Below are 23,069 nucleotides of genomic sequence, written 5' to 3' on the forward strand. Positions count from 1 at the left end.
ATTCGAGGCCATGCGGAGGGCGGGGAGGATCTGCCATCCGGGCCTTAACGGGAGGAATACCGGTGGGGTAGCCGGCAGTCGCAATCATACCCGCAACGGAGGAGAAGACGAATGTACGAGAAGGAGAAGGACCTCATCAGCGCATTCCTGCGTGGGGAGGTGGACCGCCGCGGCATGCTCAAGGGATTGGGGGCTGCAGGCCTGGCAGCCGGCACGGCCGGCACGTTGTTCAACATGATGTCGACGCAGGCGCTCGCCGCCGATTTCGACTGGAAGGCGCATTCGGGCAAGAAGCTGAAGCTGCTTTTGAACAAGCACCCTTACGCCGATGCGATGATCGCCAACCTGCAGGCCTTCAAGGACCTGACCGGCATCGACGTTACCTATGACGTGTTTCCGGAAGACGTCTATTTCGACAAGGTGACGGCGGCGTTGTCTTCGGGCTCGGCAGAATACGATGCCTTCATGACCGGCGCCTACATGACCTGGACCTATGGACCGGCCGGCTGGATCGCCGACCTCAACGAATGGATCAAGGATCCGGCCAAGACCAACCCCAACTACAACTGGGACGATTTCCTCGCAGGCGTGAAGAATTCCTGCGCCTGGAACGGCCAGCCGGGCGGGGCGCTCGGCTCGGAAGACGCCAAGCAGTGGTGCATTCCGTGGGCGTTCGAGCAGAACAACATCACCTATAACCGCGAGATGTTCGACAAGGCCGGCGTCGAGCTGCCGAAGAACCTCGACGACATGATCACGGTTGCGGCCAAGCTGCAGAAGGACATCGGTGGCATCTACGGCATCGGCGTTCGCGGTTCGCGCTCCTGGGCGACGATCCATCCGGGCTTCCTGTCGGGTTATGCCAACTTCAACCAGAAGGACCTGAACGTCTCGGCCGACGGCAAGCTGTCAGCGGCGATGGGCACGGCCGAATCCAAGGCCTACCACGCCAAGTTCGTGCAGATGATCCAGGAAAGCGGGCCGAAGGACTGGTCGACCTACACCTGGTATCAGGTCGGCACCGACCTTGGCGCCGGCGCCTCGGCGATGATCTTCGACGCCGATTGCCTCGGCTACTTCATGAACGGTGGCGACAACAAGATGGCCGGCAAGCTCGGCTATGCCGCCTTTGCCGCCAACCCCGAAGCGACCGCCTCGACGCCGAACATCTGGATCTGGTCGCTCGCCATGTCCAACTTCTCCAAGGACAAGGACGCCACCTGGTACTTCCTGCAATGGGCTTCCGGTCCGGAGCATGCGCTGTTCGGCGCCACCAAGATGGACTTCGTCGACCCGGTTCGCCAGTCGATCTGGAAGGACGAGATCTTCCGCGAGAAGCTCAACGGCAAGTATCCGGGTTACGTCGAAATGTTCGACGCGTCGGCCGCCGGCGCCTCCATCAAGTTCACGCCGCAGCCGCTGTTCTTCGACGTGACCACCGAATGGGCGTCGACGCTGCAGAAGATGGTCGCCAAGCAGGTGCCGGTCGATGAAGGTCTCGACCAGCTCGTGGAAAGCATCAACCGCCAGCTCCAAGAGGCGGGTCTCGGCTGATAGGCCTCCCAAGCGATCCCCGGCGCCAGCACGCGCCGGGGATCCCGAGATGCCGGCTCGACCGGCCTGTTGCGACCGGTTTGAGGTCGCGCCGAAATCAACCTGAGATGCCGAGGAACTGGCGCGGCGCCTGAAGGCTGCCGCGTGCCGCGTGCTCTTCAAAGACTTCAGGAACGGAGCTCGACATGGCTTCAACAGAAACCCTCAAGAGACCAGCCTCCGGTTTCAGGATCAGCAGGAAGATGCTTCCCTATGTGCTGAGCCTGCCGGCGCTGCTCGTCTGCATCGGCATCCTCATCCCGTTCTTCACGGCGGTCATCTACTCCTTCCAGCGCTACCGGCTGAGCCAGCCCTGGGCGCGCCAGTTCAACTGGGGCGAAAACTACCTCAACTTCTTCACCGACCCGGCCTTCTGGAACACGCTGAAAGTGTCGCTGCTCTATGCCGGCCTCACCGTGACGCTGGAGCTGCTGCTCGGTCTCGGCATCGCGCTGCTGCTGCAGCGGCGCTCCGCGGTCAACAATTTCATCTCGATCATGCTGCTTTTGCCGCTGATGATCGCGCCGGCGCTGGCGGCCTTGATGTGGAAGCTGATGACCAATCCGAGCTTCGGTATCCTCAGCTATCTCGCAAGCCTGATCGGACTTCATGATTTCCGCTGGGCGTCCTCGCCGGACACAGCGCTGCTCACCGTCGTGCTCGTCGACATCTGGGTCTATACGCCCTTCATCATGATCCTGCTGCTTGCGGGCCTGCGCTCGCTGCCGACGCAGCCCTTCGAGGCGGCGGCCCTTGATGGCGTGCCGCGCAGCTTCGTCTTCTTCCGCATCACGCTTCCGATGCTCACACCCTACATCCTGACGGCAACGCTGTTCCGGTTGCTCGACAGTATCCAGCAGTTCGACATCATCTACGCGATGACCCAGGGCGGGCCCGGCAACACGCTCACCGTCTTCCAGGTCGAGGCCTATCTCAACTTCTTCCAGTCGACCAATGTCGGCCGGTCGGCGGCACTGCTGATCATCCTGTGGGCGATCACCTACACGCTGTCCAACGTCTTCATCAAGAACTGGCTGCGGCTGCGCGAACGCGCACGCGGCGAAGCGTAAAGGAGGGACCGATGGAAACCATGTCTCCGCTCGAACGGACCTTGCGCGGTCTCGCCCTCACGCTCGTCGTCGTCTTCTTCATGTTCCCGATCTTCTGGATCTTCCTGATGTCGTTCCAGACGAACGAGACGATCCTCGCGATCCCGCCATCGGTCGTGTTTTCGCCGACGCTTTCCAACTATGCGGCGCTGATCACCGGCAAGCTGCAGACGGCGGCCGGAACGCTCGACATCGCCTTCATGCGCAATCTCGGCAACTCGATCTTCCTGTCGGTCGCCTCCGTCGCCGTGGCGCTGGTGCTCGGCGTGCCAGCGGCTTATGCCTTTGCCCGCCACAAGTTCAAAGGATCGGAAGACATCGCGTTCACGCTGCTGTCCTTCCGCTTCGCGCCGCCGCTGCTGGTGCTCCTGCCGCTGACGCAGTACTTCCAGTGGCTCGGGCTCTCCAACACTTACTTCGGCCTGATCTGGGTCTACCAGCTGATCTGCCTGCCGCTGATTCTCTGGATCGTGCGCGGCTACTTCGAGGACATTTCGGCCGACGTCGAATATGCCTATCGCATCGCCGGCCATTCCTGGTTTGCGACGTTCCGCAAGATCGCCCTGCCGCTTGCCGGACCGGGCATTGCCGCCGCCGGCCTGCTCGCCTTCATCTTCGCCTGGAACAACTTCGTCTTCGCGCTGGTGCTGGCATCTGCCGACAAGCAGCCGGTGACGGTCGGCGCGCTTGCCTTCGTCACCTCCTCGGGCATCCAATACGGACAGATCGCCGCGGCCATCGTGCTTTCGGTGACGCCGACGCTCGCACTTGCACTCTACGCCCAGCGCTACCTCGTCGAAGGCCTGTCGCTCGGCGCGGTGAAAGGGTAACTCATGACCACGCTGCAACTGAAGAATATCGTCAAGCGCTACAAGAGCCAGACGGTTCTCGACGATCTTACGCTTGACGTCGCCGACGGTGAACGGCTGGTGCTCTTCGGCCCCTCCGGCGCCGGCAAGACCGTGCTGCTCCGGCTGGTTGCCGGCGTTATCGAGCCGGACGAGGGCAGGGTGCTGATCGGCGGCGAGGACATGACCGATGTCGATGCCGAACATCGCGGCGTCGGCATGGCCTTCCAGAACTTCGCGCTCTTCCCGCACATGAGTGCATTCGACAACATTGCAAGCCCGCTGACGGCGACGCGATCGTCGAAGGAGAAAATAGCGGCAGGCGTGCAGAAGGTCGCCAAGCTCTTAAAGATCGACCATGTGCTGACGCATCACCCGAAGGCACTGTCGAACGGTCAGAAGCAGCGCACGGCACTTGCCCGTGCTCTTGTCGGCTCGCCGCCGCTGCTTCTCCTCGATGATCCCTTGCGCAACGTCGACGCGAAGCTCCGCTTCGAGATGCGGCTGGAACTGCCGCGACTGCTCGCAGCGCAAGGCGCCACCGTCGTCTACGTCACCCAGGACTACAAGGAGGCGATGGCGCTCGGCGACCGGATCGCGGTCATGGCCTCAGGCCGCATCCGCCAGATCGGCACGCCGCAAGAGATCTACAACGCGCCCGCCGATATCGAGATCGCACGGCTCTTCGGCGATCCGACGATCAACCTGCTCGATGTCACGCCGCAGCGCAGCGGCGGCGACGTCTTCGTCGAGCTCTCGAATGTCCGGGTGCGGCTCGGCGACTATGGCGCCGATGTCGTCGGCAGTCCGTGCGTTATCGGGCTCAGGCCGGAGGCGATCAGTTTCGTCGATGCGGCAGCACCTGGCGCCATTCCCGTGACGGTCGAGGCGGAAACGCCGCTCAACGAAAAGACCGTGACGCTGGCGCTGACGGCACGCGGCCGCGAAATCCTGGTGTCGCGTCCGGCCGGCACGCCTGGTCCGACCGCCGGACCTGCCCATATTGCCGTCAATGGCGCGCAGGCCTTTCTCTTCGACAAGACGAGCGGCGCTCTTTTGCCGCGCGCCGACCTTGCAGCCAAGCGCAATGGAGAAGCGGCATGACCGACACCGCTCTTTTGATCAAGGACGTCGACAAGTTCTACGGCCCCGTCGACTTCGGCGTGCATGCCGTGAAGAAGCTGAACATGGATGTGCGAAAGGGCGAGATCATCGCTTTGCTCGGCTCCTCCGGATGCGGCAAGACTTCGACCTTGCGCATGATCGCCGGCTTCGAGGCGGTCTCGCGCGGAACGATCTCGCTTGCAGGCAAAGAGGTCCAGACGCTGCCGCCGGTGCGCCGCAACGTCGCCATGGCATTCGAGGGCTATTCACTCTATCCGCCGCTGACGGTGCGCGAGAACATCGCCTTTGCGCTGAAGGCCTCGAAGCTCTCGCAGGGCGTCGTCGACGAGAAGGTGGCCAGTATCGCCAAACTGCTCGAAATCGAGGACATTCTCGGGCGCTATCCGAGCTCGATCTCCGGCGGCCAGCAGCAGCGCGCCTCGCTCGGGCGGGCGCTGATCCGCGACGCCAACCTGCACCTGCTCGACGAGCCGATGGGACAGCTCGAGCCGCAGCTTCGGGCGCTGCTTCGCGGCCGCATCAAGCACTTCATCAAGGAGCGCGGGCTGACGGCGATCCTCGTGACCCACGACCAGACCGAAGCGAACGCGCTTGCCGACCGCATCGCGGTCATGGAGGGCGGCGTGCTGCAACAGTTCGATACGCCGCAGAAGATCAAGGAGCGGCCGGCCAATCTGTTCACCGGCACCTTCGTCGGCGAGCCGCCGATGAACGTCTTTGAGGCCAGCGTCACCGGCTCGGACAGCAAGATGGCCTTTGGGCTCAAGGACGGCGTGCGGCTCGAATATGCGGCGTCGGATTTCTCGCATGCGGTGCGCGACGAACTCATCAAGCGGCAGAAGGTGGTGCTCGGAATCAGGCCCTATTCGGTGCGCCGCAGCGCTGATGGTGTGACGGGCCGCGTCGCCGTCAACCAGTGGCTCGGCGACCAGACCCATATCGCCGCGGACTTTGCCGGCGGCACCATGGTGCTGGTCGAGCACGATCGCACGGAGCTCGATGTCGGCCAGCCGATCGGCATTCATCTCGATCCGTCGAGCCTGCATGTGTTCGATGGCGAGAGCGGACGGGCGATCAGTCACGGACAGGAGCTCGCCTGATGCGGGACATCCTCATCGGCATCGATGCGGGGACGTCGGTCATCAAGTCGGTGGCCTTCGATCTCACCGGCCGGCAGATCGCCACGGCGGCACTACCGAACGCCTATGAGGCCGTAGGCCGCGCCGGCAGCGTGCAGGATCTCGACCGCACCTGGGCCGACGCGGCAACGACGCTGAAGCAGCTCTCCGACAAGATCGAGAACCTCGCCGGCCGTGTCGCCGCGATCGCCGTGACCGGTCAGGGCGACGGCACATGGATGATCGACAAGGCCGGCGTGCCGGTCGGCAAGGGCTGGCTGTGGCTCGACGCGCGCGCCGGCGAGACCGTCGAGCGGCTGCGCGCCGACAGCGGCGATATCGCCCGCTTCGAAAGCACCGGCTCTGGCCTCGCCGCCTGCCAGCAGGGGCCGCAGCTGCGCTGGATGCGCGACCATGCGCCCGAGATGCTCTCGGGCGTCGCCACCACCTTTCATTGCAAGGACTGGCTCTATTTCAAGCTGACGGGCAAACGCGCCACCGATCCCTCCGAGGCGAATTTCAGTTTCGGCAATTTCCGCAGCCGCAGCTACAGCGACGACGTCATCGCCTTCCTCGGCCTTGAAAAGCTGAAGCATGTGCTGCCCGAGATCGTCGACGGAGCGGCGACCCATCATCCGCTGTCGGCGGAAGCGGCCGGGATCACCGGGCTCGCCGAGGGCACGCCCATCGTGCTCGGCTACGTCGATGTCGTCTGCACGGCCCTTGGCGCCGGGCTCTACGATCCGGGCACCGATACCGGCTGCTCGATCATCGGCTCGACCGGCATGCACATGCGGCTCGCCAATGGCGCCGACGATGTGCGGCTGAACCGGGACTTGACCGGCTACACCATGTGCATGCCGATCCCCGGCGCCTATGCGCAGATGCAGTCGAACATGGCCGCGACGCTCAATATCGACTGGATCCTCTCGCTGGCATCCGGCCTCTTGAAGGGCATGGGGGTCGAGAAATCCAAGAGCGAGTTGCTCGCTTTTGTCGACGGCTGGCTAGCCGATGCCAAGGACACGCCATTGATCTTCCAGCCCTATATCTCGGAAGCCGGCGAGCGTGGCCCCTTCGTCGACGCGACGGCGCGGGCGTCCTTCGTCGGGCTGTCGATCACCCACGGCTTTCCCGACATGGTGAAGGCGGTGTTCGACGGGCTCGCCATGGCGGCGCGCGATTGCTACGCCGAGATGGGGCCGCTTCCAGGCCGCATCCGGCTGACGGGGGGAGCTGCCCGCAGCGCCTCGCTCCGCCGCATCCTCGGTGCGGCCCTCGGCGCCAGCGTCCAGACGAGCGAGCGGGAGGAGGCCGGTGCTGCCGGTGCCGCGATGATCGCCGCCGTCTCGCTCGGCATCTATCCCTCGATGGCCGATTGCCTCGGCGATTGGGTGACGCCCTATCAGCGCCCCGCGGAGGCCGCCGATCCGGCGCTTGCCTGCCGCTACAACGAACTCTTTCCCACCTACCAGCAGTCACGCACAGCGCTCAGGCCCGTCTGGCACGCACTCTCCCAAGGTGCGACCGCGGGAAATCAACAGGAAACATCGAAATGAAGAAGATAGCCATTATCGGCGACCGGTTCATGCTGCCGGACGTGTTTCGCGACAAGATCGTCGAGGCGACCGGCAACGGCCATGACATCCGCACGCTCGAACTGCCCTGGCCGGATGTGCCGATGGAGCACGGCTATGCCGTCGAGGGCATGGACGGGCTCAAGGAATATCTCGGCAAGCCGGAGGACATTATCGACTTCATCGGTGACGCTGAGATCCTGGTGACGCAGCTGGCGCCTCTGTCGCGCGGAATGCTTCAGGCACTGCCCGGCTTGAGGCTCGTCGCCGTCTCGCGTGGCGGTCCTGTCAACATCGACATGGGGGCCGCACGCGATGCCGGCGTTCGCGTCGTCAACACGCCCGGCCGCAATGCCAACGCCGTTGCCGAGTTCACGCTTGGTGCCATTCTCGCCGAAACGCGGCTGATCCGCACCGGCCACGAAGCCTTGCGCAAGGGCGAGTGGCGGGGCGATCTCTACCGCGCCGATCGCACCGGTCGCGAGCTCTGCGAAATGACCGTCGGCGTCATCGGCTACGGCAATATCGGCACCAAGGTGGTGCGCCTTTTGCGCGCCTTCAGCACCAAGGTGCTGGTGCACGATCCCTATGTGCAGCTCTCGGCCGATGATCTGAACGCCGGCGTCGAGCAGGTGTCGCTCGACACGCTTCTCTCCCGTTCCGATGTCGTGACCCTGCATCCGCGCGTGACGGAGGAGACGCGCAACATGATGAATGCAGAGACCTTCGCCAGGATGAAGCCGGGCGCGATCTTCGTGAACACGGCGCGCGGTCCGCTCTGCGACTACGACGCCCTTTATGAGAACCTGGTGAGCGGCCATCTGTCGGCGGCGATGCTCGAAACCTTCGCGATCGAGCCGGTGCCGAAAGACTGGCCACTGCTGCAACTGGCGAATGTGACGCTGACGCCGCATATTGCCGGCGCCTCGGTACGCACCGTCACCTTCGCCGCCGAAATGGCGGCCGAGGAAGTCCGCCGCTACATCGCCGGTCTGCCGCCGGTCAATCCGTGCTGATGACAGGAGCAACGATGGTGAGTTCCGAGACCGGAATATACGATCTGTTCGTCGTCGGCGGCGGTGTCAATGGTGCGGGCATCGCGCGCGATGCGGCCGGGCGCGGGCTCTCGGTGCTGTTGTGCGAAAAGGACGACCTGGCGCAGGGCACCAGCTCGCGCTCCGGCAAGCTGGTGCATGGCGGCCTGCGTTATCTCGAATATTACGAGTTCCGGCTGGTGCGCGAGGCGCTGATCGAGCGCGAGGTGCTTTTGGAGTCTGCGCCGCACATCATCTGGCCGATGCGCTTCGTGCTGCCGCATAACCCTCAGGACCGCCCGGCCTGGCTCGTCCGGCTCGGGCTGTTCCTCTACGACCATCTCGGCGGGCGCAAACGCCTGCCGGGCACCCGCAGCCTCAACCTTGCGACGGCACCCGAGGGCGCGCCGATCAAGCGCGATTATCGCAAAGCGTTCGAATATTCCGACTGTTGGGTCGATGACGCGCGCCTCGTGGTGCTCAACGCTCTCGATGCCACCGCTCGTGGCGCCCGGGTGTTGACCCGGACCGCCTGCAGCGCGATCCGAAGGCGGGACGGGCTCTGGTTTATCGAGATGACCGACACGCGCACTGGCGCCAAGACCGAGGCGAGGGCGCGCTGTGTCGTCAACACCGCCGGTCCGTGGGTCAACGATGTCATCGGCCGGATAGGGGGCCTGAACTCCACCCGCAGCGTGCGCCTCGTCAAGGGCAGCCACATCGTCGTGCCGAAATTCTGGGAGGGGCGGCAGGCCTATCTGGTGCAGAACCCGGACAAGCGGGTCATCTTCATCAATCCCTACCAGAACGACCTGGCGCTGATCGGCACGACGGATATCCCCTACGAAGGCCGTCCGGAGGACGTGACCGCCGACGGCAACGAGATCGCCTATCTCTTGAAATCGGTGAACCGCTACTTCAAGCAGCAGCTGACGTCGGACGATATCGTCTACAGCTTCTCCGGCGTACGACCGCTCTATGACGACAATGCCGAAAACCCCTCGGCCGTCACCCGTGACTATATTTTCGAGGTCGATGCGACTGACAACCAGGCGCCGTTGCTCTCGGTCTTCGGTGGCAAGATCACCACTTTCCGCAAGCTTTCCGAACATGCGCTGGAGCGGCTGAAGCCGTTTTTCCCCAAGATGGGGCCGGCCTGGACGGCGAAGGCGCATCTGCCGGGCGGCGACATGGCGGCGGCCGATTTTGATCTGTTCCTGGGTGAGTTGAAGGCGCGCTATCGCTGGTTGCCATCGGATCTCGCCAAACACTATGCGCGGCTCTATGGCACCCGCACGCATGCGCTGCTTGCCGGCGCTACATCGCTTGATGATCTCGGCCCGGCTTTCGGTTCGCTCTTTCGCGAGCGCGAGGCGCGTTTCCTCATCGAAAACGAATGGGCGCTGACGGCGGACGACATTCTCGACCGGCGCACCAAGCATGGCCTGCACATGACGCCGGCCGAGCGGCAGGCCTTTACTCATTGGCTGGACCGCCAGCAGGCCGCGGCCTGAAGGAGAACGGATGCGAAGTCTGGAATTCGAAGCGCTTCTCGATCTTTCGGCCCGCGTCGGGGCGGATCCGCTGCTGGTGCAGGGGGCGGGCGGCAATACCTCGATCAAGGAGGGCGGTACGCTCTGGATCAAGGCCTCGGGCCTGTGGTTGGCGCATGCGCGCCAGCGCGACGTCATGGTGCCGGTGGCACTCGAGCCCTTGCTCAATGCGTTGGAAGCGAACGACCCGGCAACCGAGAAGGCGCAGGATTTCGTGATAACCGAGCGCAACCCTTCGGGCCTGCGCCCCTCGATCGAAACCACCGTGCATGCGCTGATGCCGCAGAAGGTGGTGGTGCATGTGCACTGCGTCGAGACGATCGCGACGGCGGTGCAGACCAACGGTGCGGCGATCACTGCTGAGCGGCTTGCCGGCTACCCCCATGTTTTCGTGCCCTATGCCCGCCCGGGCCTGCCGCTTGCAAGAGCAATCGCTGAGCGGATGCAGGACAACACGTCGGTTCTGATCCTCGGCAATCACGGCCTGGTCGTCGCCGCTGAAACCGTGGTCGACGCGGCGATCCTGCTCACCGACATTACCCGCCGCCTGACCGGCACGCGTCGGCAGGCGCTGGCCGCCGATCTCGCGTCGCTCGGTCGGCTTGCGGTCGACAGCGATTACCGGCTGCCGGAGGACATTGCCCTGCATTCGGTTGCCGCCGATCTCGACAGTTGCCGGCTTGCTGCCGGCGGCAGTCTCTATCCCGATCATGTCATCTTCCTCGGCAAGGGGGTGGCGGTCGCCGCGCCCGGCGAGACCGCGCTTTCGATCGAGACGAAGCGGCGTGCGAGCGGCGACAGCCTGCCACCCTTGCTGCTCTTCCCGGGCAAGGGCGTGCTCGTGCAGAAGGAGATTTCTGCCGGTGCCTTCGCCATGGCGCGGTGCCTTGCCGACGTGACGGCACGCATTCCGGCGGACGCACGGCTTCGCTACCTGACCGAGGCGGAGAATGCCGAGCTTCTCGGCTGGGACGCCGAGAAATACCGCCAGCAGCTCAACCGCGCCGGACAGGTGCTGCAATGAGCGGTGACAATCGCAAGCTGGTCGTCGGCATCGACCTTGGCACCTCGGGCGCCCGTGCGGTCGCGATGGCGGCGGATGGCACGATCGTGACATCGGGTGCAGCGAAGCTCTCGGCTTTTTCTGCGGATCACCGCGATCCGATCGGCTGGTGGAAGGCCGTGCAGGCGGCGCTCGAAGAAGCGCTTGGGGGTACCGACAGGCAGAAGGTCGTTGCACTTTCGATCGACGGTACATCGGGCACGATGCTGCCGGTCGATCATGCGGGCGCGCCGTTGGCAACGCCTATGATGTACAACGACCCGGTTGCCGACCGCGCACCGCTCGATGCGGTCTCTGCCTATGCGCCGCGCGAAAGTGCGGCCCATGGCGCCACATCCGGCCTTGCCAAGCTTCTCGCTTTCCAGACTGTGCCGGGCGTGTTCCGGGTGATCCATCAGGCCGATTGGCTGGCCGGGCATTTCACCGGGCTCTACGATGTCTCCGACGAGAACAATGCGTTGAAGACCGGCTACGATCCCGTGTCGCGGTCCTGGCCGGATTGGATGGAAAAGACCGGTGCCCGCGTCGAACTGCTGCCGGATGTGCTGCCGGCTGGTGCGCCGATCGCGACGATCTCGCCGGAAGCGGCCGGAGCCTTCGGGCTTTCAAGCGAGGTGGTGGTCGTTGCCGGCACCACGGACGGATGCGCCTCGTTTCTCGCCACTGGCGCCGATCAGCCGGGCGACGGCGTCAGCGCGCTCGGCACGACGCTGACAGTGAAGATGCTGTCCGACCGTCCGCTGTTTGCGCCGGAATACGGGCTCTACAGTCACCGCATCGGCGAGATGTGGCTCGCCGGCGGGGCGTCCAATACGGGCGGGGTGGTGCTGGCCGAGCATTTCTCGCCGGAGCGGATCGCTGCACTTTCGGCCGGGATCGATCCGGCCGTCGACACCGGGCTCGATTATTATCCGCTGGTGAAGCCCGGCGAGCGCTTCCCAATCGCCGATCCGGATTTCGCCCCGCGCATGAGCCCGCGGCCGGCCGATGACGCGACCTTCCTCAAGGCAATCTTCGAGGGCATCGCCGGCGTCGAGAGCCTCGCCTATCAGCGGCTGGCGTCGCTTGGCGGACCGGGGCTCCGATCGCTTCGCAGTGTCGGCGGCGGCGCCAAGAACGCGGCCTGGAGCGCGATCCGGGCGCGCAAGCTCGGCGTGCCGTTCCTGCCGGTCCTGTCCGAGGAGGCGGCGGCCGGCACGGCACGGCTGGCGCTGGCCGGTGCCAGAAAGGCTGGTGTGCTGTGACGTTTGCTCAAACGACCGCGATCGCGGGACTTGGCGAGATTGCCGATCGCTACGACGCCTTCCTGATCGATCAGTTCGGCGTGCTGCGCGATGGCCGCGGGCCCTATCCGGGTGCGGCCGAAACGCTGGTCAAGCTGAAGGATGCGGGAAAGCGCATCATCATCCTCTCGAATTCCGGCAAGCGCTCGGCGGAAAACGACCGTCGCCTCGTCGATCTCAGTTTCGTCGCGGGGAGCTGGGATTGGTTCCTGACCTCGGGCGAGGTCGCCTGGCAGATTCTCAGGCGGGAGGGCGAGGGTGCCACCGGTGGGCGGCGCAAGTGCCTGCTGATCAGTCGCGACGGTGACCTCTCGCCGCTGACGGGGTTAGACCTCGAACGCACGACCAGTGGTGCCGATGCCGATTTCGTGCTGCTCGCCGCGAGCGAGGGCGATGTCCATCCGCTTTCCCACTACGAGGCGCTTTTGGCGCCGGCCGCCAGACGCGGCGTGCCCTGTCTGTGCACCAATCCGGACAAGGTGATGCTGACCAAGGAAGGTACCGCCTTCGGCGCCGGGCGTATCGCCGAGCTCTACGAAGAGCTTGGCGGCAGTGTGCGCTGGATCGGCAAGCCCTTTGCCGACATCTATGCAGCCGCGCTGGAATTCCTCGGCCATCCGGATCCAGCGCGTGTCTGCGCGATCGGCGACAGCATCGAGCATGACATTGCCGGTGCCGCGAGCGCGGGACTTCGCTCGATACTGGTGACGACGGGGATCCTGGAGCGCGCCTCGGACGCGGAGCGCCGCAAGCTCTTTGCCGAACACGGCGCCAACCCCGATTTCATCCTTCCGAAATTTCTCTGGTAGCCGGGAGTAAGGTCGTGGCCTTCACGCTGTCGCTCAACACCAATCCGCTGGTCAACCGCTTCGCCGAGCCTGACGACCTGATCGACACGATCGCCGAGCAGATCCGCATCGGCTACGTCCAGCTCACCCACGAGTTCGTCAATCCCGGCTGGCCGGCGGCAACGATCGCCAAGACCGTCAGGCAGTTTCGTCGGGCGCTCGACCGTACCGGCGTGAAGATCACCTCCGGCATGACCGGCCCCTATGGTCGGCTCAATCATTTCGGCCATCCGGACCCGGATGTCAGGCGCTACTATGTCGACTGGTTCAAGACTTTCGCCGATATCTCCGCCGAACTTGGCGCCTCGGGCATGGGCACGCAGTTCGCGATCTTCACGCTTCGCGATTACGACGACCCGTCGCGGCGCGAGGCGATGATGCGGATCGCCATCGATTGCTGGCGCGAAGTTGCCGAGCACGGCAAGGCGGCCGGGCTCTCCTATGTCTTCTGGGAGCCAATGTCGGTCGGGCGCGAGTTCGGCCACACGATCGAGGAATGCCGTGCGCTCGACCGGCGGCTCGCCGAAGCCCATTTGCCGATCCCGATGAAGATGATGGTCGATATCGACCACGGCGACGTCACCTCCGACAACCCCAACGACATCGATCCCTATGCCTGGGCGGCGGCTTTCCCTGAGCGCTCGCCGATCATCCACATCAAGCAATCCTCGATGAACAAGGGCGGCCATTGGCCGTTCACCGCCGCCTATAACCGCGACGGCCGCATCACGCCGGAGAAGCTGATCGGCGCAGTCAAGGCCGGTGGCGGCACCGACAACGAGATCTGCTTGGAGCTTTCCTTCCGCGAACGCGAGCCGACGGACCACAACGTCGTCGAGATGATCCGGGAGTCGGTCGAATTCTGGGAGCCGCATATCGATACGGGCTTCAATCGCACAGAAAAATCACACTGAAAGATCACAAAATCACGTTATGCAAATTGAAATATCACAAATAGGTGTTATCTTCTCACGGTGAGCGTGGTTGAGGCTGCGCGTGATCGGGACCGAGACGATGAAGCCGGAAGACAGGCGACAGGCGATCATGGATGTGCTGATGGAGGCCGGAACGGCCTCCGTCGAAGACCTCTCCTTGCGCTTCGGCGTCAGCAAGATGACAGTGCATCGCGACCTCGACGACCTCGAGCAGGCGGGCCTCTTGCGCAAGGTCCATGGCGGCGCCTCGATCCAGTCGAGCCCGCAATTCGAAAGCGATTTCCGCTACCGCGAGAAGATCGCTATCTCCGAAAAGCGGCGGATCGCCGAACATGCGGCGAGCCTGATCGAGCCGGGGCAGAGCATCCTTATCGACGACAGTTCGACCACCGGCGCGATCGCTGATTGCATCCGCGACATCCGGCCGCTGACGGTCATCACCAACAACCTCGGCGTGATCACCAGCCTCGCGGGTGCTGCGGGCATCAACGTCATCGCGCTCGGCGGCCAATACAGCAAGAAGTTCAACGGCTTCTTCGGCATCGTCACCGACGAGGCGCTGCGGTCGTTGCGCGTCGATATCGCCTTTCTCTCGAGTTCTGCCATCGAAGGCACCACGGCCTTCCACCAGGACCAGGAGGTGGTGCAGGCCAAGCGCCTGATGGTGAAGGCGGCCAAGCGCAAATACCTTCTAGTGGACCACGACAAATTCGGGCGCTCTGCGCTCCATTTCCTGACCGGGCTCGATTCCTTCGACGCGGTGCTGACCGGCGCTGAAGTTTCGGCCGAACATGCCGCACCGCTCGAAGAGGCAGGCATCCGGCTGGTCAGGATCGACAATCTCAAGGAGAAAGCATGAGCAAGTCAGGCCTGTGGGTCGGCACCAGCTGGAAGATGAACAAGACGCTTGCCGAGGCGATGGTCTTTGCCGACGGCCTGGCGGCTGCCGACGCTTCGCGCGACGACCGCATCCAGCGCTTCGTCATTCCGCCGTTCACGGCCGTGCGTGAGGTCAAGGCGCGACTTTCCGGCACCAGCGTCAAGGTCGGCGCGCAAAACATGCATTGGGACGATGCCGGCGCCTGGACCGGCGAGGTGTCGCCGCCGATGCTTGCGGATTGCAACCTCGATGTGGTCGAGCTCGGCCACAGCGAGCGGCGCGAGCATTTCGGCGAGACCGACCGCACCGTCGGCCTGAAGACGGCAGCCGCCGTGCGCCATGGTCTGGTGCCGCTGATCTGCATCGGCGAGACGCTTTCCGAGCGCGAAGCGGGCGAGGCGGATCAGGTGCTGAAGCGCCAGGTCGAAGGCGCGCTGGCACTTCTCGAAGGCGCGGCGAAGAAGGCGACGATCCTGCTGGCCTACGAGCCGGTCTGGGCGATCGGCGTCAACGGCATTCCGGCGACGGCTGACTATGCCGACGAGCGCCACAAGCGCATCGCAGAGGTGGCGGAAGCCGCCCTCGGCCGTCGCGTTCCGGTGCTCTACGGCGGCAGCGTCAACCCCGGGAATTGCGAAGAACTGATCACCCAGGCGCATATCGACGGCCTCTTCATCGGCCGCTCCGCCTGGGACGTCACTGGCTATCTCGACATTCTGCAGCGTGTCGCCAAGGCGATCTGAGCCCCCGGCCGTTGCAGCTCAAGAAGAACGAAAGGAACAATCATGAAGATTGCAATCGGAGCCGACAGCGCCGGCAAGCCCCTGCTGGATGTCATTGCCGCCCATCTCGGTGGCCGCAGCGACGTGGAAGTCGTGGATCTCAGCCAGTCCGGCTTCTATGCGGACCTCGCACAGAACCTGGCGCAGCAGGTTGTCGAGGGCAAGCATGACCGCGGCATCCTGTTCTGCGGCACCGGCATCGGTGTATGCATCTCGGCCAACAAGGTGCCGGGCATCCGCGCGGCGCTGACGCACGACACCTATTCGGCCGAGCGGGCCGCCAAGTCGAACAACGCCCAGATCATCACCATGGGCGCCCGCGTCATCGGTCCGGAGCTGGCAAAGTCGATCGTCGACACCTGGCTCGCGTCCGAGTTCGACCCGAACGGCTCTTCGGCCGGCAATGTCGAGGCGATCAATCGCCTGGATGCCGCAAGAGCCGGTTGAGGAAAGGGGCGGGCGGCTTGCTGTCTGCATCCGGTTCCCGGTTCAAGCCCTACCTTATCTCGCGATGCCGTTGATCCTCCCTCAGGCATCGTGACGACACGCCCGGCAGCGATGCCGGGCGTTTTCATGTCCGGTCTCCCGCTTCGCCTTGACGAGGCTTCTGCAAATATTTGAATATTCTTGCGGATCGTCAATTGAAGGGCGTCGCCGCATGAGTGAAACCACCCCGACCGAACCGCATCAAAGCGCGCACCACCATGTGGCGCGCATGAGCGGCCGCGACACGCATGAACATCACAGGACGGCGACGACGCTCGAACTCTTGTTCGACCTGACCTTCGTCATCGCCTTTAGCCTGGCGGCTTCGCAGCTTGCTCATTTCCTGGCCGAAGGGCACTTCTTTTCCGGCCTCTTCGGCTTCGCGCTTGCGACCTTCTCCATCTGCTGGGCCTGGATCAATTTCAGCTGGTTTGCCTCCGCCTACGACACGGACGACTGGGTCTTCCGCATCGTCACCATGGTGCAGATGGTCGGCGTGCTGATCCTTGCAATCGGCCTGCCGCCAATGTTCGAATCGATCGACAAGGGTGAGCATCTCGACAACGGCATCATGGTGCTCGGCTATGTCGTCATGCGGGTGGCAATGCTCTTCCAATGGCTGCGCGCCAGCCGGCAGGACCCGGCACGACGGGATGCCTGCATGGCCTATGTCAAAGCAATCAGCCTCGCCCAGCTCGGCTGGGTCGTCCTGATCTTCTTCGATTTCTCGCTGCTGGTGACCTTCGTCATGGTCGTGGGGCTGACGGCGATCGAGATGCTCGGCCCCTATGTCGCCGAGATGCGCTACGGCGGAACGCCCTGGCATGCCCATCACATCGCCGAGCGCTACGGGCTGCTCGCGATCATTGCGCTTGGGGAAGGGGTGGTCGGCACGGTCGCCTCAATCTCCGCCGTGGTCGAAGGGCAGGGCTGGAACCTCGATGTCGCGCTCGTCTGCCTCGCCGGTACGGGGCTCACCTTCGGCATGTGGTGGATCTATTTTCTGCTGCCGAGCGCCGAGATCCTGCACCGGCACCGTCAAAAACGCTCCTTCGTCTGGGGCTACGGCCACATGCCGATCTTCGCCTCGATCGTCGCGACTGGCGCCGGCCTGCATGTGGCGGCCTATTACATCGAGCACAAGGCGCATATCGGCTCGGTCGCAACGGTGCTGACCGTTGCGGTGCCCGTCGCGTGCTACATCGGGCTGCTCTATGCGATGTACGCCTATCTTATGCAGCAGGTGGAGCGGTTGCATCTCTGGCTGCTCGCGGGCACGGCGGTGGTGCTGGCCGCGTCAGTGGTCGCGGCCATGGCCGGGCTCGACATGGCCAAGTGCCTGATCATCCTGATGCTCGCGCCCGTCGTCACCATCGTCGGCTACGAGGTGGCGGGGCACCGGCACCGCGTGGCGGCACTGGATCGCAGCCTGCGCAAGAACGAGGCTGCGCATTGATTTTGCGAGCCGAAACAGCGCGTTGCCGGCTCAAGCTGGTGAGCCGATTCAGGTGGTTCAGAGGTTGATTCAAGCGCAGCGTTCGGCGCTGTTCGCCCCTGCCGCTGCCCCCTCACGCTAACCTTCTCCCCGCGGCGGGGAGAGGGAACGAGAACGCAAGCTGCCTCGGAGTTTGTGATGGACCCGGGTGGAAGGCCGTTCTCGGTAGCCCCGGGGAGAGAGTTTGCGCGACAAGGGTGCCGCTTGTGTCCTTCTCCCCGCCCGCGGGGAGAAGGTGGCGGCAGGCCGGATGAGGGGCATTCCCCTCACCGGGCGGATGAAGGGCAAGACTTCACCGGGCGGATGAGGGGCAAGCCAACCTCAACCGCATCTCGCGGATCAGGCGTTGACGAGCGCCAGCTTGGCGCGGGCGTCGAGGATCTGGGCGCAGGCGTTGGCCGCCTCCGTACCCTTGGTAACGAAGTGCTCGCGGAAGAAGTCGATCAGCGGTTCGCTTTCCTGGAAATTGTGCGGCGTCAGTACGGCGGAAAGGACCGGGACATTGGTGTCGAGTTGCACGCGCATCATGCCGTCGAGCACGGTGCCGGCGACGAAATCGTGGCGGTAGATGCCGCCGTCGACGACGAAGGCGGTGCCGAGGATCGCGGCATAGCGGCCGGTCTTGGCCAGCGTCTGCGCATGCAGCGGGATTTCGAGCGCGCCGGGTACGTCGAAGATCTCGACGTCGGCTGCCGAGCCGCCAAGCTTCGTCCATTGCGTGACGAAGGCATCGACGCAGCGGTCGACGATATCGGCATGCCAGCGGGCACGAACGATCGCGATCTTGGCGGCGGGGTGGGAAAGAATGGTCATGGTCTCAAGCCTTTCAGGGTTTGGCGTTTTCCAATGATCCCGTCGGGCGAACATGCATGCGCGCGAGGTCCCGTCGCGGGGACCCACGTTGCTGCTTGCTCTCTTCCATCCGGACTGTGACCGTCGGCTCCGGATTCTGACCGGATCTGCTGACCCCCAGGGCGAAACCCTGAGGCGCTCGCGGGCTTCGGCCTTTCGGCCGCTACCGCCGGTGGGGAATTTCACCCCGCCCTGAGAACAACGCGACTATATAGCGCGACCGCGCGCGGTCAAACGCACGGTGCGACGAAAATGCCGGAAATCACGACAGATTTTTCCAGTGTTTGGAGCCATCGGAAGAAATCGTTCCGATGGCGTCAATCGGCCTACTCCCGAATGACCAGCAGGTCCTTGGCGGCAAAGCGCAGCGTGACATTGTCGCCGGAAACCGGCGGGGCCACACCCGGATTGTTGAACATGTCGAAGGAGATGACGTCGCCGCCGACGCGAAGGCGCGTGCGGATGACCGAGCCGAGGAAGCTCGTCGAGACGACCTCGCCGGAAAGCGACGTGTCGCCCGTGGCGCCCTCGGCGATCGAGCCCGCTTCGGGACGAAGCGCCAGCGAAATGCTGTCGCCGCCCTTCATGCCGGCAATCGGATCCTTCAGCGCGATCTGCTGGTTGCCGATCGTGACGGCACCCGCGGCCGGGTCCGCGACCTTGCCTTCGATGATGCTGAGCGTGCCGACGAAGGAGGCGACGAAACGCGTTGACGGCGTGTTGTAGATCTCGAAGGGGGTGCCGATCTGGTCGGCGCGGCCGGCATTCATGACGACGATGCGATCGGAGATCGACAGCGCTTCTTCCTGGTCATGGGTCACGAACACGGTGGTGATGCCGAGCTGTTGCTGGATCTGCCGGATTTCCTCGCGCAGCGACACGCGGATCTTGGCGTCGAGCGCCGACAGCGGCTCGTCGAGCAGCAGCACCTGCGGCTTGACCGCAATGGCGCGGGCAAGCGCAACGCGCTGCTGCTGGCCGCCGGAGAGCTGGTAGGGGAAGCGGTCCGCCAGGTGCTCGAGCTTGATCAGCCCGAGCATCTGCTTCACCCTCGCGTCGATCTCCGACTTGTCTGTACCTGCGACCTTGAGGCCGAAGGCGACGTTGTCATGCACGTTCATGTTGGGAAACAGCGCATAGGCCTGGAACACCATGCCGATGTTGCGCTGGTTGGGCTTCAGCGAGTTCTGGTCGCGGCCGTTGATGACGATCTTGCCGCTGGTCGGGCTTTCGAAGCCGGCGATCATGCGCAGGACCGTGGTCTTGCCGCAGCCCGATGGCCCGAGGAACGAGACGAACTCGCCCTTTTCGATGTCCATGTTGAAATCGTGCACGACGTGAACCGGGCCGAAGGACTTCTTGATGCTGGTGAGTGACAGGAAACTCATGGGTGCGGTCCTCAGGCCTTAGGAGGCGCGCTTTTTTGAAAGCGCGAGACGAGCTGGATGAGGCCGAGGCAGCCCCAGGTGATGCCGAATGCAATGACGGCGAGTGCGGCCGGTTCATAGGCGCGGTTGGCGCCCAGGAGCTGCATGTAGGGGCCGAAAGCCGGGCGGTTTAGCAGGGCCGCCATGGTGAACTCGCCGATGACGATGGCAAAGGTCAGGAAGGCGCCCGAGAGCACGGCGACGAGCACGTTCGGCAGGATGATCTTGGCAAGGATCGTCGTCCATCCGGCGCCGAGGCTTTGGGCGGCCTCGGTCAAGGTGGCGACGTCGATGGTGCGAAGGCCGGTGTCGACCGCGCGGTACATGTAGGGCAGCGCAAGCGTCGCATAGCCGAACATCAGAAGGATGTTGGTGCCGGTGAGCGAGCCCGTCAACGGCAGCCAGCTCGAGGTGTTGTAGAGCCGGATGTAGCCGAAGACGATGACGATCGCTGGGATGACCAGCGGCAGCAGCGTGATGAACTCGATGACGGGGCGCAGCCGCGGCAGCTTGAGGCGGACCCAGTAGGCTGTCGGCACGACGAGGAGAACACCGAAGAGGATGGTGAACAAGGCCTGCAGCACCGAATAGGTGAAGGTCTCCTGGAAGCGCGGGTCGGCGAAGACCTTCTGGTAAGCGTCGAAGGAGTATTCGCCGCGGCGCATCTTCAAGGAGAAGTTGGTCATGCCGATGAGCGGCAGGGTGAAATAGAGGAGGCCGAAAACGAGGGCTCCCCAGGCCCAGATCTTCTTCATTTCAGCCACCTTTCGCTGCGGCTGCGCAGCCAGATGTAGATCGCGTTGGCGATACCGGTGACGACGATCATGCCGAAGGCGAGCGCGTAACCGAGATGCGGGTTGCCGAGCACGTCGCCGCGGATCTGGGCAAAGAGCAGGATCGGCACGATCGAGAGCGACGAGCCGGTGAGTGCGATCGCGGTCGCAACGGCGCCGAAGGCATTGGCGAACAGCAGCGCCAGCGTGCCGAGCAGCGACGGAAGCAGGATCGGGAAGGCGACCATGCGCCAGTATTGCAGGCCGGTGGCGCCGAGGATCTCGGCGGCCTCGCGCCATTCGCGCTTCAGGCCGTCGAGTGCCGGCGTGATGATCAGGATCATCAGCGGGATCTGGAAGAACAGATAGGTGACCGTCAGCCCCCAGAAGGACAGCAGGTTGAAGCCGAGCATCCGGAGGTCGAGCCCGAAGTTCGAGCGCAGGAAGACGGTGACGATGCCGACAGGTCCAAGCGTCGCGAGAAAGGCAAAGGCGAGCGGTACGCCGGCAAAGTTGGAGGCGACGCCGGAGAAGGTCAGGAGCGGTCCGCGGATCCCCTTCGGCAAGCCGCCGAAGACGATGGCGGACGCCATGGCAAAGCCGATCAGGCAGCCGAGAAGCGCCGAGGCGATGCTGATCTTGATGGAGATCCAGTAGGCAGCCAGAATCGAGGGCGTGAACAGGCCGCGGATGTTGTCGAGCGTGAAGCTGCCATCGGGCGTCTGAAACGCGCCGACCACGATCTTCATCGTCGGCAAAAGCAGGAACAGCGTCACGAAGGCGGCAAAGGGAAGAATGCCCAGCCAGTGAAGCGGTAGGCGACGCGCCGGCGGGCTGGCGTCGGGTTTAGCAGATGACATTCCGTTCGCGCCCCTGAAGCCGCGTTTTCCACGCGGGCGTTATCGATTGTTGCAAGCAAGAAGCGGGAAACCGACGAAGCCGCGCACGGCTCCCAGTTCTCGCTCCAAGGACTTGAATTTCTTACGAATAACCTATGCGCCCCGACCGGAAAACCGGTCGGGGCGACATGTCTGTGGAAAGGCTTACTGAACGTTCGCGCCGACGACGGAATCCCAGCCGCCGGTGACGGCAGCCTTGTTGGCGTCGACTTCTTCGAGCGTCGGGAAGTAGGCCTTCTCGTAAGCGGCTGCCGGCGGCAGGGCGTCGATCAGCTCCTGCGGAACCTTGCCGGCCTTGACCATGGCGTTGAAGCGGGTCGGGTGGCAGAAGCCCTTGAGCCAGCCGAGCTGACCTTCGTCGGAGTAGAGGTGCTCCATCCACAGCTTCGCTGCGTTCGGGTGCGGCGCGTAGGCGGAGATGCCCTGAACGTAGACGCCGGCGAGAACGCCGCTGGCCGGAACGACGACTTCGGTCGGCGGGTTGCCGTTGAGCGTCTTTGCCCAGCCGAGCGCGTTGTAGTCCCAGGCAACGACGATCGGGGTCGAGCCCTGGGCGAGCGTGCCCGACTTGCCGATAACCGGAACGAAGTTGCCGGCCTTGTTCAGTTCGGCGAAGTAGCCGAGACCAGCTTCACCGGCTTCCTTGCCGGACTTTGCACCCTTGGCGAGGCCAGCGGCGAGAACGCCGAGGATCGCCTGGTTCGAGGCGCGCGGGTCACCGGCGAGAGCAACCTGGCCGGCATATTCCGGCTTCAGCAGATCAGCCCAGTCCTTCGGTGCGTTCTGGACGAGGTCCTTGTTCACGAGGAAGGACATGACGCCGTAGTAGTCGCCGTACCAGTAGCCTTCGGCGTCCTTGACGCTGTCCGGGATCTCGTCCCAGGTGGAGACCTTGTAGGGCTGCAGCAGGCCTTCGGCCTTCATCTGCGGGCCGAAGGCGAGACCGACGTCGACGACGTCAGGAGCCTGCGGGCCCTTGTTGTCCTTGTTGGCCTTGACGGCTTCGACTTCGTCGGCCGAGCCTGCGTCCGGGTTCAGTTCGTTGACCTGGATTTCCGGATACTTGGCCTTGAAGGAGGCGATGACGTCGCCGTAGCCGCACCAGTCGTGGGGCAGGGCGACGGTCGTCAGCATGCCTTCCTTCTTGGCGGCTTCGATGAGCTCGGCGCTCGGTTCGGCAGCGGCGATTGCCGTCGTCGCCAGGAAAATGGCGGTGGAGAGCGAAAGCAGGCGTTGGGTTTTTGAAATCACTGGAGTTCTCCTTATGGGTTTAGTCAAATTCGTGGGGTTTCAGTCGATTTCGGCGAAGCTGTTAAAGAGATGCGATGAAAGTAATGTGACAGGGGTTTATCCGTTCGCGCCGCGTATGTCGTTGGAAGAACATTTCTT

The 23,069-nt window shown here is 64.0% G+C and carries 21 protein-coding genes and 1 riboswitch; of the genes, 16 read left to right on the forward strand and 5 right to left on the reverse strand.

The genetic code is table 11. The features are described from left to right. Positions 1 to 111 precede the first annotated feature (111 nt). The 16 genes from OVA00_RS25420 to OVA00_RS25495 all read left to right on the forward strand — a co-directional run bounded on the left by OVA00_RS25420 (position 112) and on the right by OVA00_RS25495 (position 17,690). Positions 112 to 1,554 carry an extracellular solute-binding protein gene (locus OVA00_RS25420; RefSeq protein WP_034792193.1) on the forward strand — a complete coding sequence of 481 codons (1,443 nt, stop codon included), beginning with the start codon at positions 112 to 114 and terminating at the stop codon, positions 1,552 to 1,554. 185 nt (positions 1,555 to 1,739) lie between these two features. After that, positions 1,740 to 2,663, forward strand: coding sequence for a carbohydrate ABC transporter permease (locus tag OVA00_RS25425; protein ID WP_034792195.1), 924 nt, complete (start codon positions 1,740 to 1,742; stop codon positions 2,661 to 2,663). A gap of 11 nt (positions 2,664 to 2,674) precedes the next feature. Then, entirely contained in the window at positions 2,675 to 3,532 is an 858-nt protein-coding gene (locus tag OVA00_RS25430; RefSeq protein WP_034792198.1) for a carbohydrate ABC transporter permease, read from the forward strand. 3 nt (positions 3,533 to 3,535) lie between these two features. Beyond that, positions 3,536 to 4,654, forward strand: coding sequence for an ABC transporter ATP-binding protein (locus tag OVA00_RS25435; protein WP_060582638.1), 1,119 nt, complete (start codon positions 3,536 to 3,538; stop codon positions 4,652 to 4,654). Then, positions 4,651 to 5,775: an ABC transporter ATP-binding protein gene (locus OVA00_RS25440; protein WP_034792202.1), complete on the forward strand. Its 1,125-nt coding sequence runs from the start codon at positions 4,651 to 4,653 to the stop codon at positions 5,773 to 5,775. The genes OVA00_RS25435 and OVA00_RS25440 overlap by 4 nt, the downstream gene beginning before the upstream one ends. Next, positions 5,775 to 7,352: an FGGY-family carbohydrate kinase gene (locus OVA00_RS25445; RefSeq protein WP_268089819.1), complete on the forward strand. Its 1,578-nt coding sequence runs from the start codon at positions 5,775 to 5,777 to the stop codon at positions 7,350 to 7,352. Before OVA00_RS25440 ends, OVA00_RS25445 begins: the two co-directional genes overlap by 1 nt. Beyond that, positions 7,349 to 8,386 (forward strand): 2-hydroxyacid dehydrogenase, encoded by a 1,038-nt coding sequence (locus tag OVA00_RS25450; RefSeq protein WP_268089820.1) that lies wholly within the window; start codon positions 7,349 to 7,351, stop codon positions 8,384 to 8,386. The genes OVA00_RS25445 and OVA00_RS25450 overlap by 4 nt, the downstream gene beginning before the upstream one ends. Positions 8,387 to 8,400: 14 nt before the next feature. Then, positions 8,401 to 9,918, forward strand: a complete 1,518-nt coding sequence (locus tag OVA00_RS25455; RefSeq protein ID WP_112974992.1) for a glycerol-3-phosphate dehydrogenase — start codon at positions 8,401 to 8,403, stop codon at positions 9,916 to 9,918. Between the two features lie 10 nt (positions 9,919 to 9,928). After that, a complete protein-coding gene (locus OVA00_RS25460) occupies positions 9,929 to 10,981 on the forward strand; it encodes a class II aldolase/adducin family protein (RefSeq protein ID WP_268089821.1) in 1,053 nt (350 codons plus the stop codon). Then, positions 10,978 to 12,264 (forward strand): FGGY-family carbohydrate kinase, encoded by a 1,287-nt coding sequence (locus tag OVA00_RS25465; RefSeq protein ID WP_268089822.1) that lies wholly within the window; start codon positions 10,978 to 10,980, stop codon positions 12,262 to 12,264. The genes OVA00_RS25460 and OVA00_RS25465 overlap by 4 nt, the downstream gene beginning before the upstream one ends. Further along, on the forward strand, positions 12,261 to 13,112 hold the full coding sequence (locus OVA00_RS25470) for a TIGR01459 family HAD-type hydrolase (protein ID WP_268089823.1): 852 nt from the start codon (positions 12,261 to 12,263) through the stop codon (positions 13,110 to 13,112). Before OVA00_RS25465 ends, OVA00_RS25470 begins: the two co-directional genes overlap by 4 nt. Positions 13,113 to 13,126: 14 nt before the next feature. After that, the gene (locus OVA00_RS25475) at positions 13,127 to 14,065 is read left to right on the forward strand and encodes a sugar phosphate isomerase/epimerase family protein (protein ID WP_268089824.1); all 939 of its coding nucleotides are present in this window, start codon (positions 13,127 to 13,129) and stop codon (positions 14,063 to 14,065) included. 100 nt (positions 14,066 to 14,165) lie between these two features. Further along, the gene (locus tag OVA00_RS25480; RefSeq protein WP_127889366.1) at positions 14,166 to 14,945 is read left to right on the forward strand and encodes a DeoR/GlpR family DNA-binding transcription regulator; all 780 of its coding nucleotides are present in this window, start codon (positions 14,166 to 14,168) and stop codon (positions 14,943 to 14,945) included. Continuing rightward, entirely contained in the window at positions 14,942 to 15,709 is a 768-nt protein-coding gene (locus OVA00_RS25485; RefSeq protein ID WP_113504195.1) for a triose-phosphate isomerase, read from the forward strand. Before OVA00_RS25480 ends, OVA00_RS25485 begins: the two co-directional genes overlap by 4 nt. 42 nt (positions 15,710 to 15,751) lie before the next feature. Continuing rightward, positions 15,752 to 16,195 (forward strand): D-erythrulose-4-phosphate isomerase, encoded by a 444-nt coding sequence (gene derI / locus OVA00_RS25490; protein WP_034792218.1) that lies wholly within the window; start codon positions 15,752 to 15,754, stop codon positions 16,193 to 16,195. 211 nt (positions 16,196 to 16,406) lie between these two features. Continuing rightward, positions 16,407 to 17,690, forward strand: coding sequence for a low temperature requirement protein A (locus OVA00_RS25495; protein WP_112771127.1), 1,284 nt, complete (start codon positions 16,407 to 16,409; stop codon positions 17,688 to 17,690). A 378-nt stretch (positions 17,691 to 18,068) separates the two neighbouring features. On the opposite strand, the gene OVA00_RS25500 is transcribed toward OVA00_RS25495, so the two are convergent. The 5 genes from OVA00_RS25500 to OVA00_RS25520 all read right to left on the reverse strand — a co-directional run bounded on the left by OVA00_RS25500 (position 18,069) and on the right by OVA00_RS25520 (position 22,931). Continuing rightward, complete coding sequence (locus tag OVA00_RS25500) at positions 18,069 to 18,542, reverse strand: 6,7-dimethyl-8-ribityllumazine synthase (RefSeq protein WP_268089825.1); 474 nt, start codon at positions 18,540 to 18,542, stop codon at positions 18,069 to 18,071. Between the two features lie 93 nt (positions 18,543 to 18,635). After that, positions 18,636 to 18,785: riboswitch (FMN riboswitch) on the reverse strand. 122 nt (positions 18,786 to 18,907) lie between these two features. Then, on the reverse strand, positions 18,908 to 19,969 hold the full coding sequence (locus tag OVA00_RS25505; RefSeq protein WP_090294330.1) for an ABC transporter ATP-binding protein: 1,062 nt from the start codon (positions 19,967 to 19,969) through the stop codon (positions 18,908 to 18,910). An 11-nt stretch (positions 19,970 to 19,980) separates the two neighbouring features. Next, on the reverse strand, positions 19,981 to 20,763 hold the full coding sequence (locus OVA00_RS25510; protein ID WP_034792271.1) for an ABC transporter permease: 783 nt from the start codon (positions 20,761 to 20,763) through the stop codon (positions 19,981 to 19,983). Further along, positions 20,760 to 21,641, reverse strand: a complete 882-nt coding sequence (locus OVA00_RS25515) for an ABC transporter permease (protein ID WP_034792273.1) — start codon at positions 21,639 to 21,641, stop codon at positions 20,760 to 20,762. Before OVA00_RS25515 ends, OVA00_RS25510 begins: the two co-directional genes overlap by 4 nt. Positions 21,642 to 21,824: 183 nt before the next feature. Further along, on the reverse strand, positions 21,825 to 22,931 hold the full coding sequence (locus tag OVA00_RS25520; RefSeq protein WP_034792275.1) for an ABC transporter substrate-binding protein: 1,107 nt from the start codon (positions 22,929 to 22,931) through the stop codon (positions 21,825 to 21,827). Positions 22,932 to 23,069 lie beyond the last annotated feature (138 nt).

The sequence above is a fragment of the Ensifer sp. SL37 genome (genome assembly GCF_026672675.1).
Lineage (GTDB): Bacteria > Pseudomonadota > Alphaproteobacteria > Rhizobiales > Rhizobiaceae > Ensifer > Ensifer adhaerens.

Coding starts and splice junctions, on each gene's coding strand:
- derI (WP_034792218.1), top strand. CDS start 15,752: ATGAAGATTGCAATCGGAGCCGACAGCGCCGGCAAGCCCCTGCTGGAT.
- OVA00_RS25430 (WP_034792198.1), top strand. CDS start 2,675: ATGGAAACCATGTCTCCGCTCGAACGGACCTTGCGCGGTCTCGCCCTC.
- OVA00_RS25455 (WP_112974992.1), top strand. CDS start 8,401: ATGGTGAGTTCCGAGACCGGAATATACGATCTGTTCGTCGTCGGCGGC.
- OVA00_RS25495 (WP_112771127.1), top strand. CDS start 16,407: ATGAGTGAAACCACCCCGACCGAACCGCATCAAAGCGCGCACCACCAT.
- OVA00_RS25420 (WP_034792193.1), top strand. CDS start 112: ATGTACGAGAAGGAGAAGGACCTCATCAGCGCATTCCTGCGTGGGGAG.
- OVA00_RS25500 (WP_268089825.1), bottom strand. CDS start 18,542: ATGACCATTCTTTCCCACCCCGCCGCCAAGATCGCGATCGTTCGTGCC.
- OVA00_RS25450 (WP_268089820.1), top strand. CDS start 7,349: ATGAAGAAGATAGCCATTATCGGCGACCGGTTCATGCTGCCGGACGTG.
- OVA00_RS25465 (WP_268089822.1), top strand. CDS start 10,978: ATGAGCGGTGACAATCGCAAGCTGGTCGTCGGCATCGACCTTGGCACC.
- OVA00_RS25510 (WP_034792271.1), bottom strand. CDS start 20,763: ATGAAGAAGATCTGGGCCTGGGGAGCCCTCGTTTTCGGCCTCCTCTAT.
- OVA00_RS25440 (WP_034792202.1), top strand. CDS start 4,651: ATGACCGACACCGCTCTTTTGATCAAGGACGTCGACAAGTTCTACGGC.
- OVA00_RS25505 (WP_090294330.1), bottom strand. CDS start 19,969: ATGAGTTTCCTGTCACTCACCAGCATCAAGAAGTCCTTCGGCCCGGTT.
- OVA00_RS25480 (WP_127889366.1), top strand. CDS start 14,166: ATGAAGCCGGAAGACAGGCGACAGGCGATCATGGATGTGCTGATGGAG.
- OVA00_RS25515 (WP_034792273.1), bottom strand. CDS start 21,641: ATGTCATCTGCTAAACCCGACGCCAGCCCGCCGGCGCGTCGCCTACCG.
- OVA00_RS25460 (WP_268089821.1), top strand. CDS start 9,929: ATGCGAAGTCTGGAATTCGAAGCGCTTCTCGATCTTTCGGCCCGCGTC.
- OVA00_RS25445 (WP_268089819.1), top strand. CDS start 5,775: ATGCGGGACATCCTCATCGGCATCGATGCGGGGACGTCGGTCATCAAG.
- OVA00_RS25425 (WP_034792195.1), top strand. CDS start 1,740: ATGGCTTCAACAGAAACCCTCAAGAGACCAGCCTCCGGTTTCAGGATC.
- OVA00_RS25485 (WP_113504195.1), top strand. CDS start 14,942: ATGAGCAAGTCAGGCCTGTGGGTCGGCACCAGCTGGAAGATGAACAAG.
- OVA00_RS25435 (WP_060582638.1), top strand. CDS start 3,536: ATGACCACGCTGCAACTGAAGAATATCGTCAAGCGCTACAAGAGCCAG.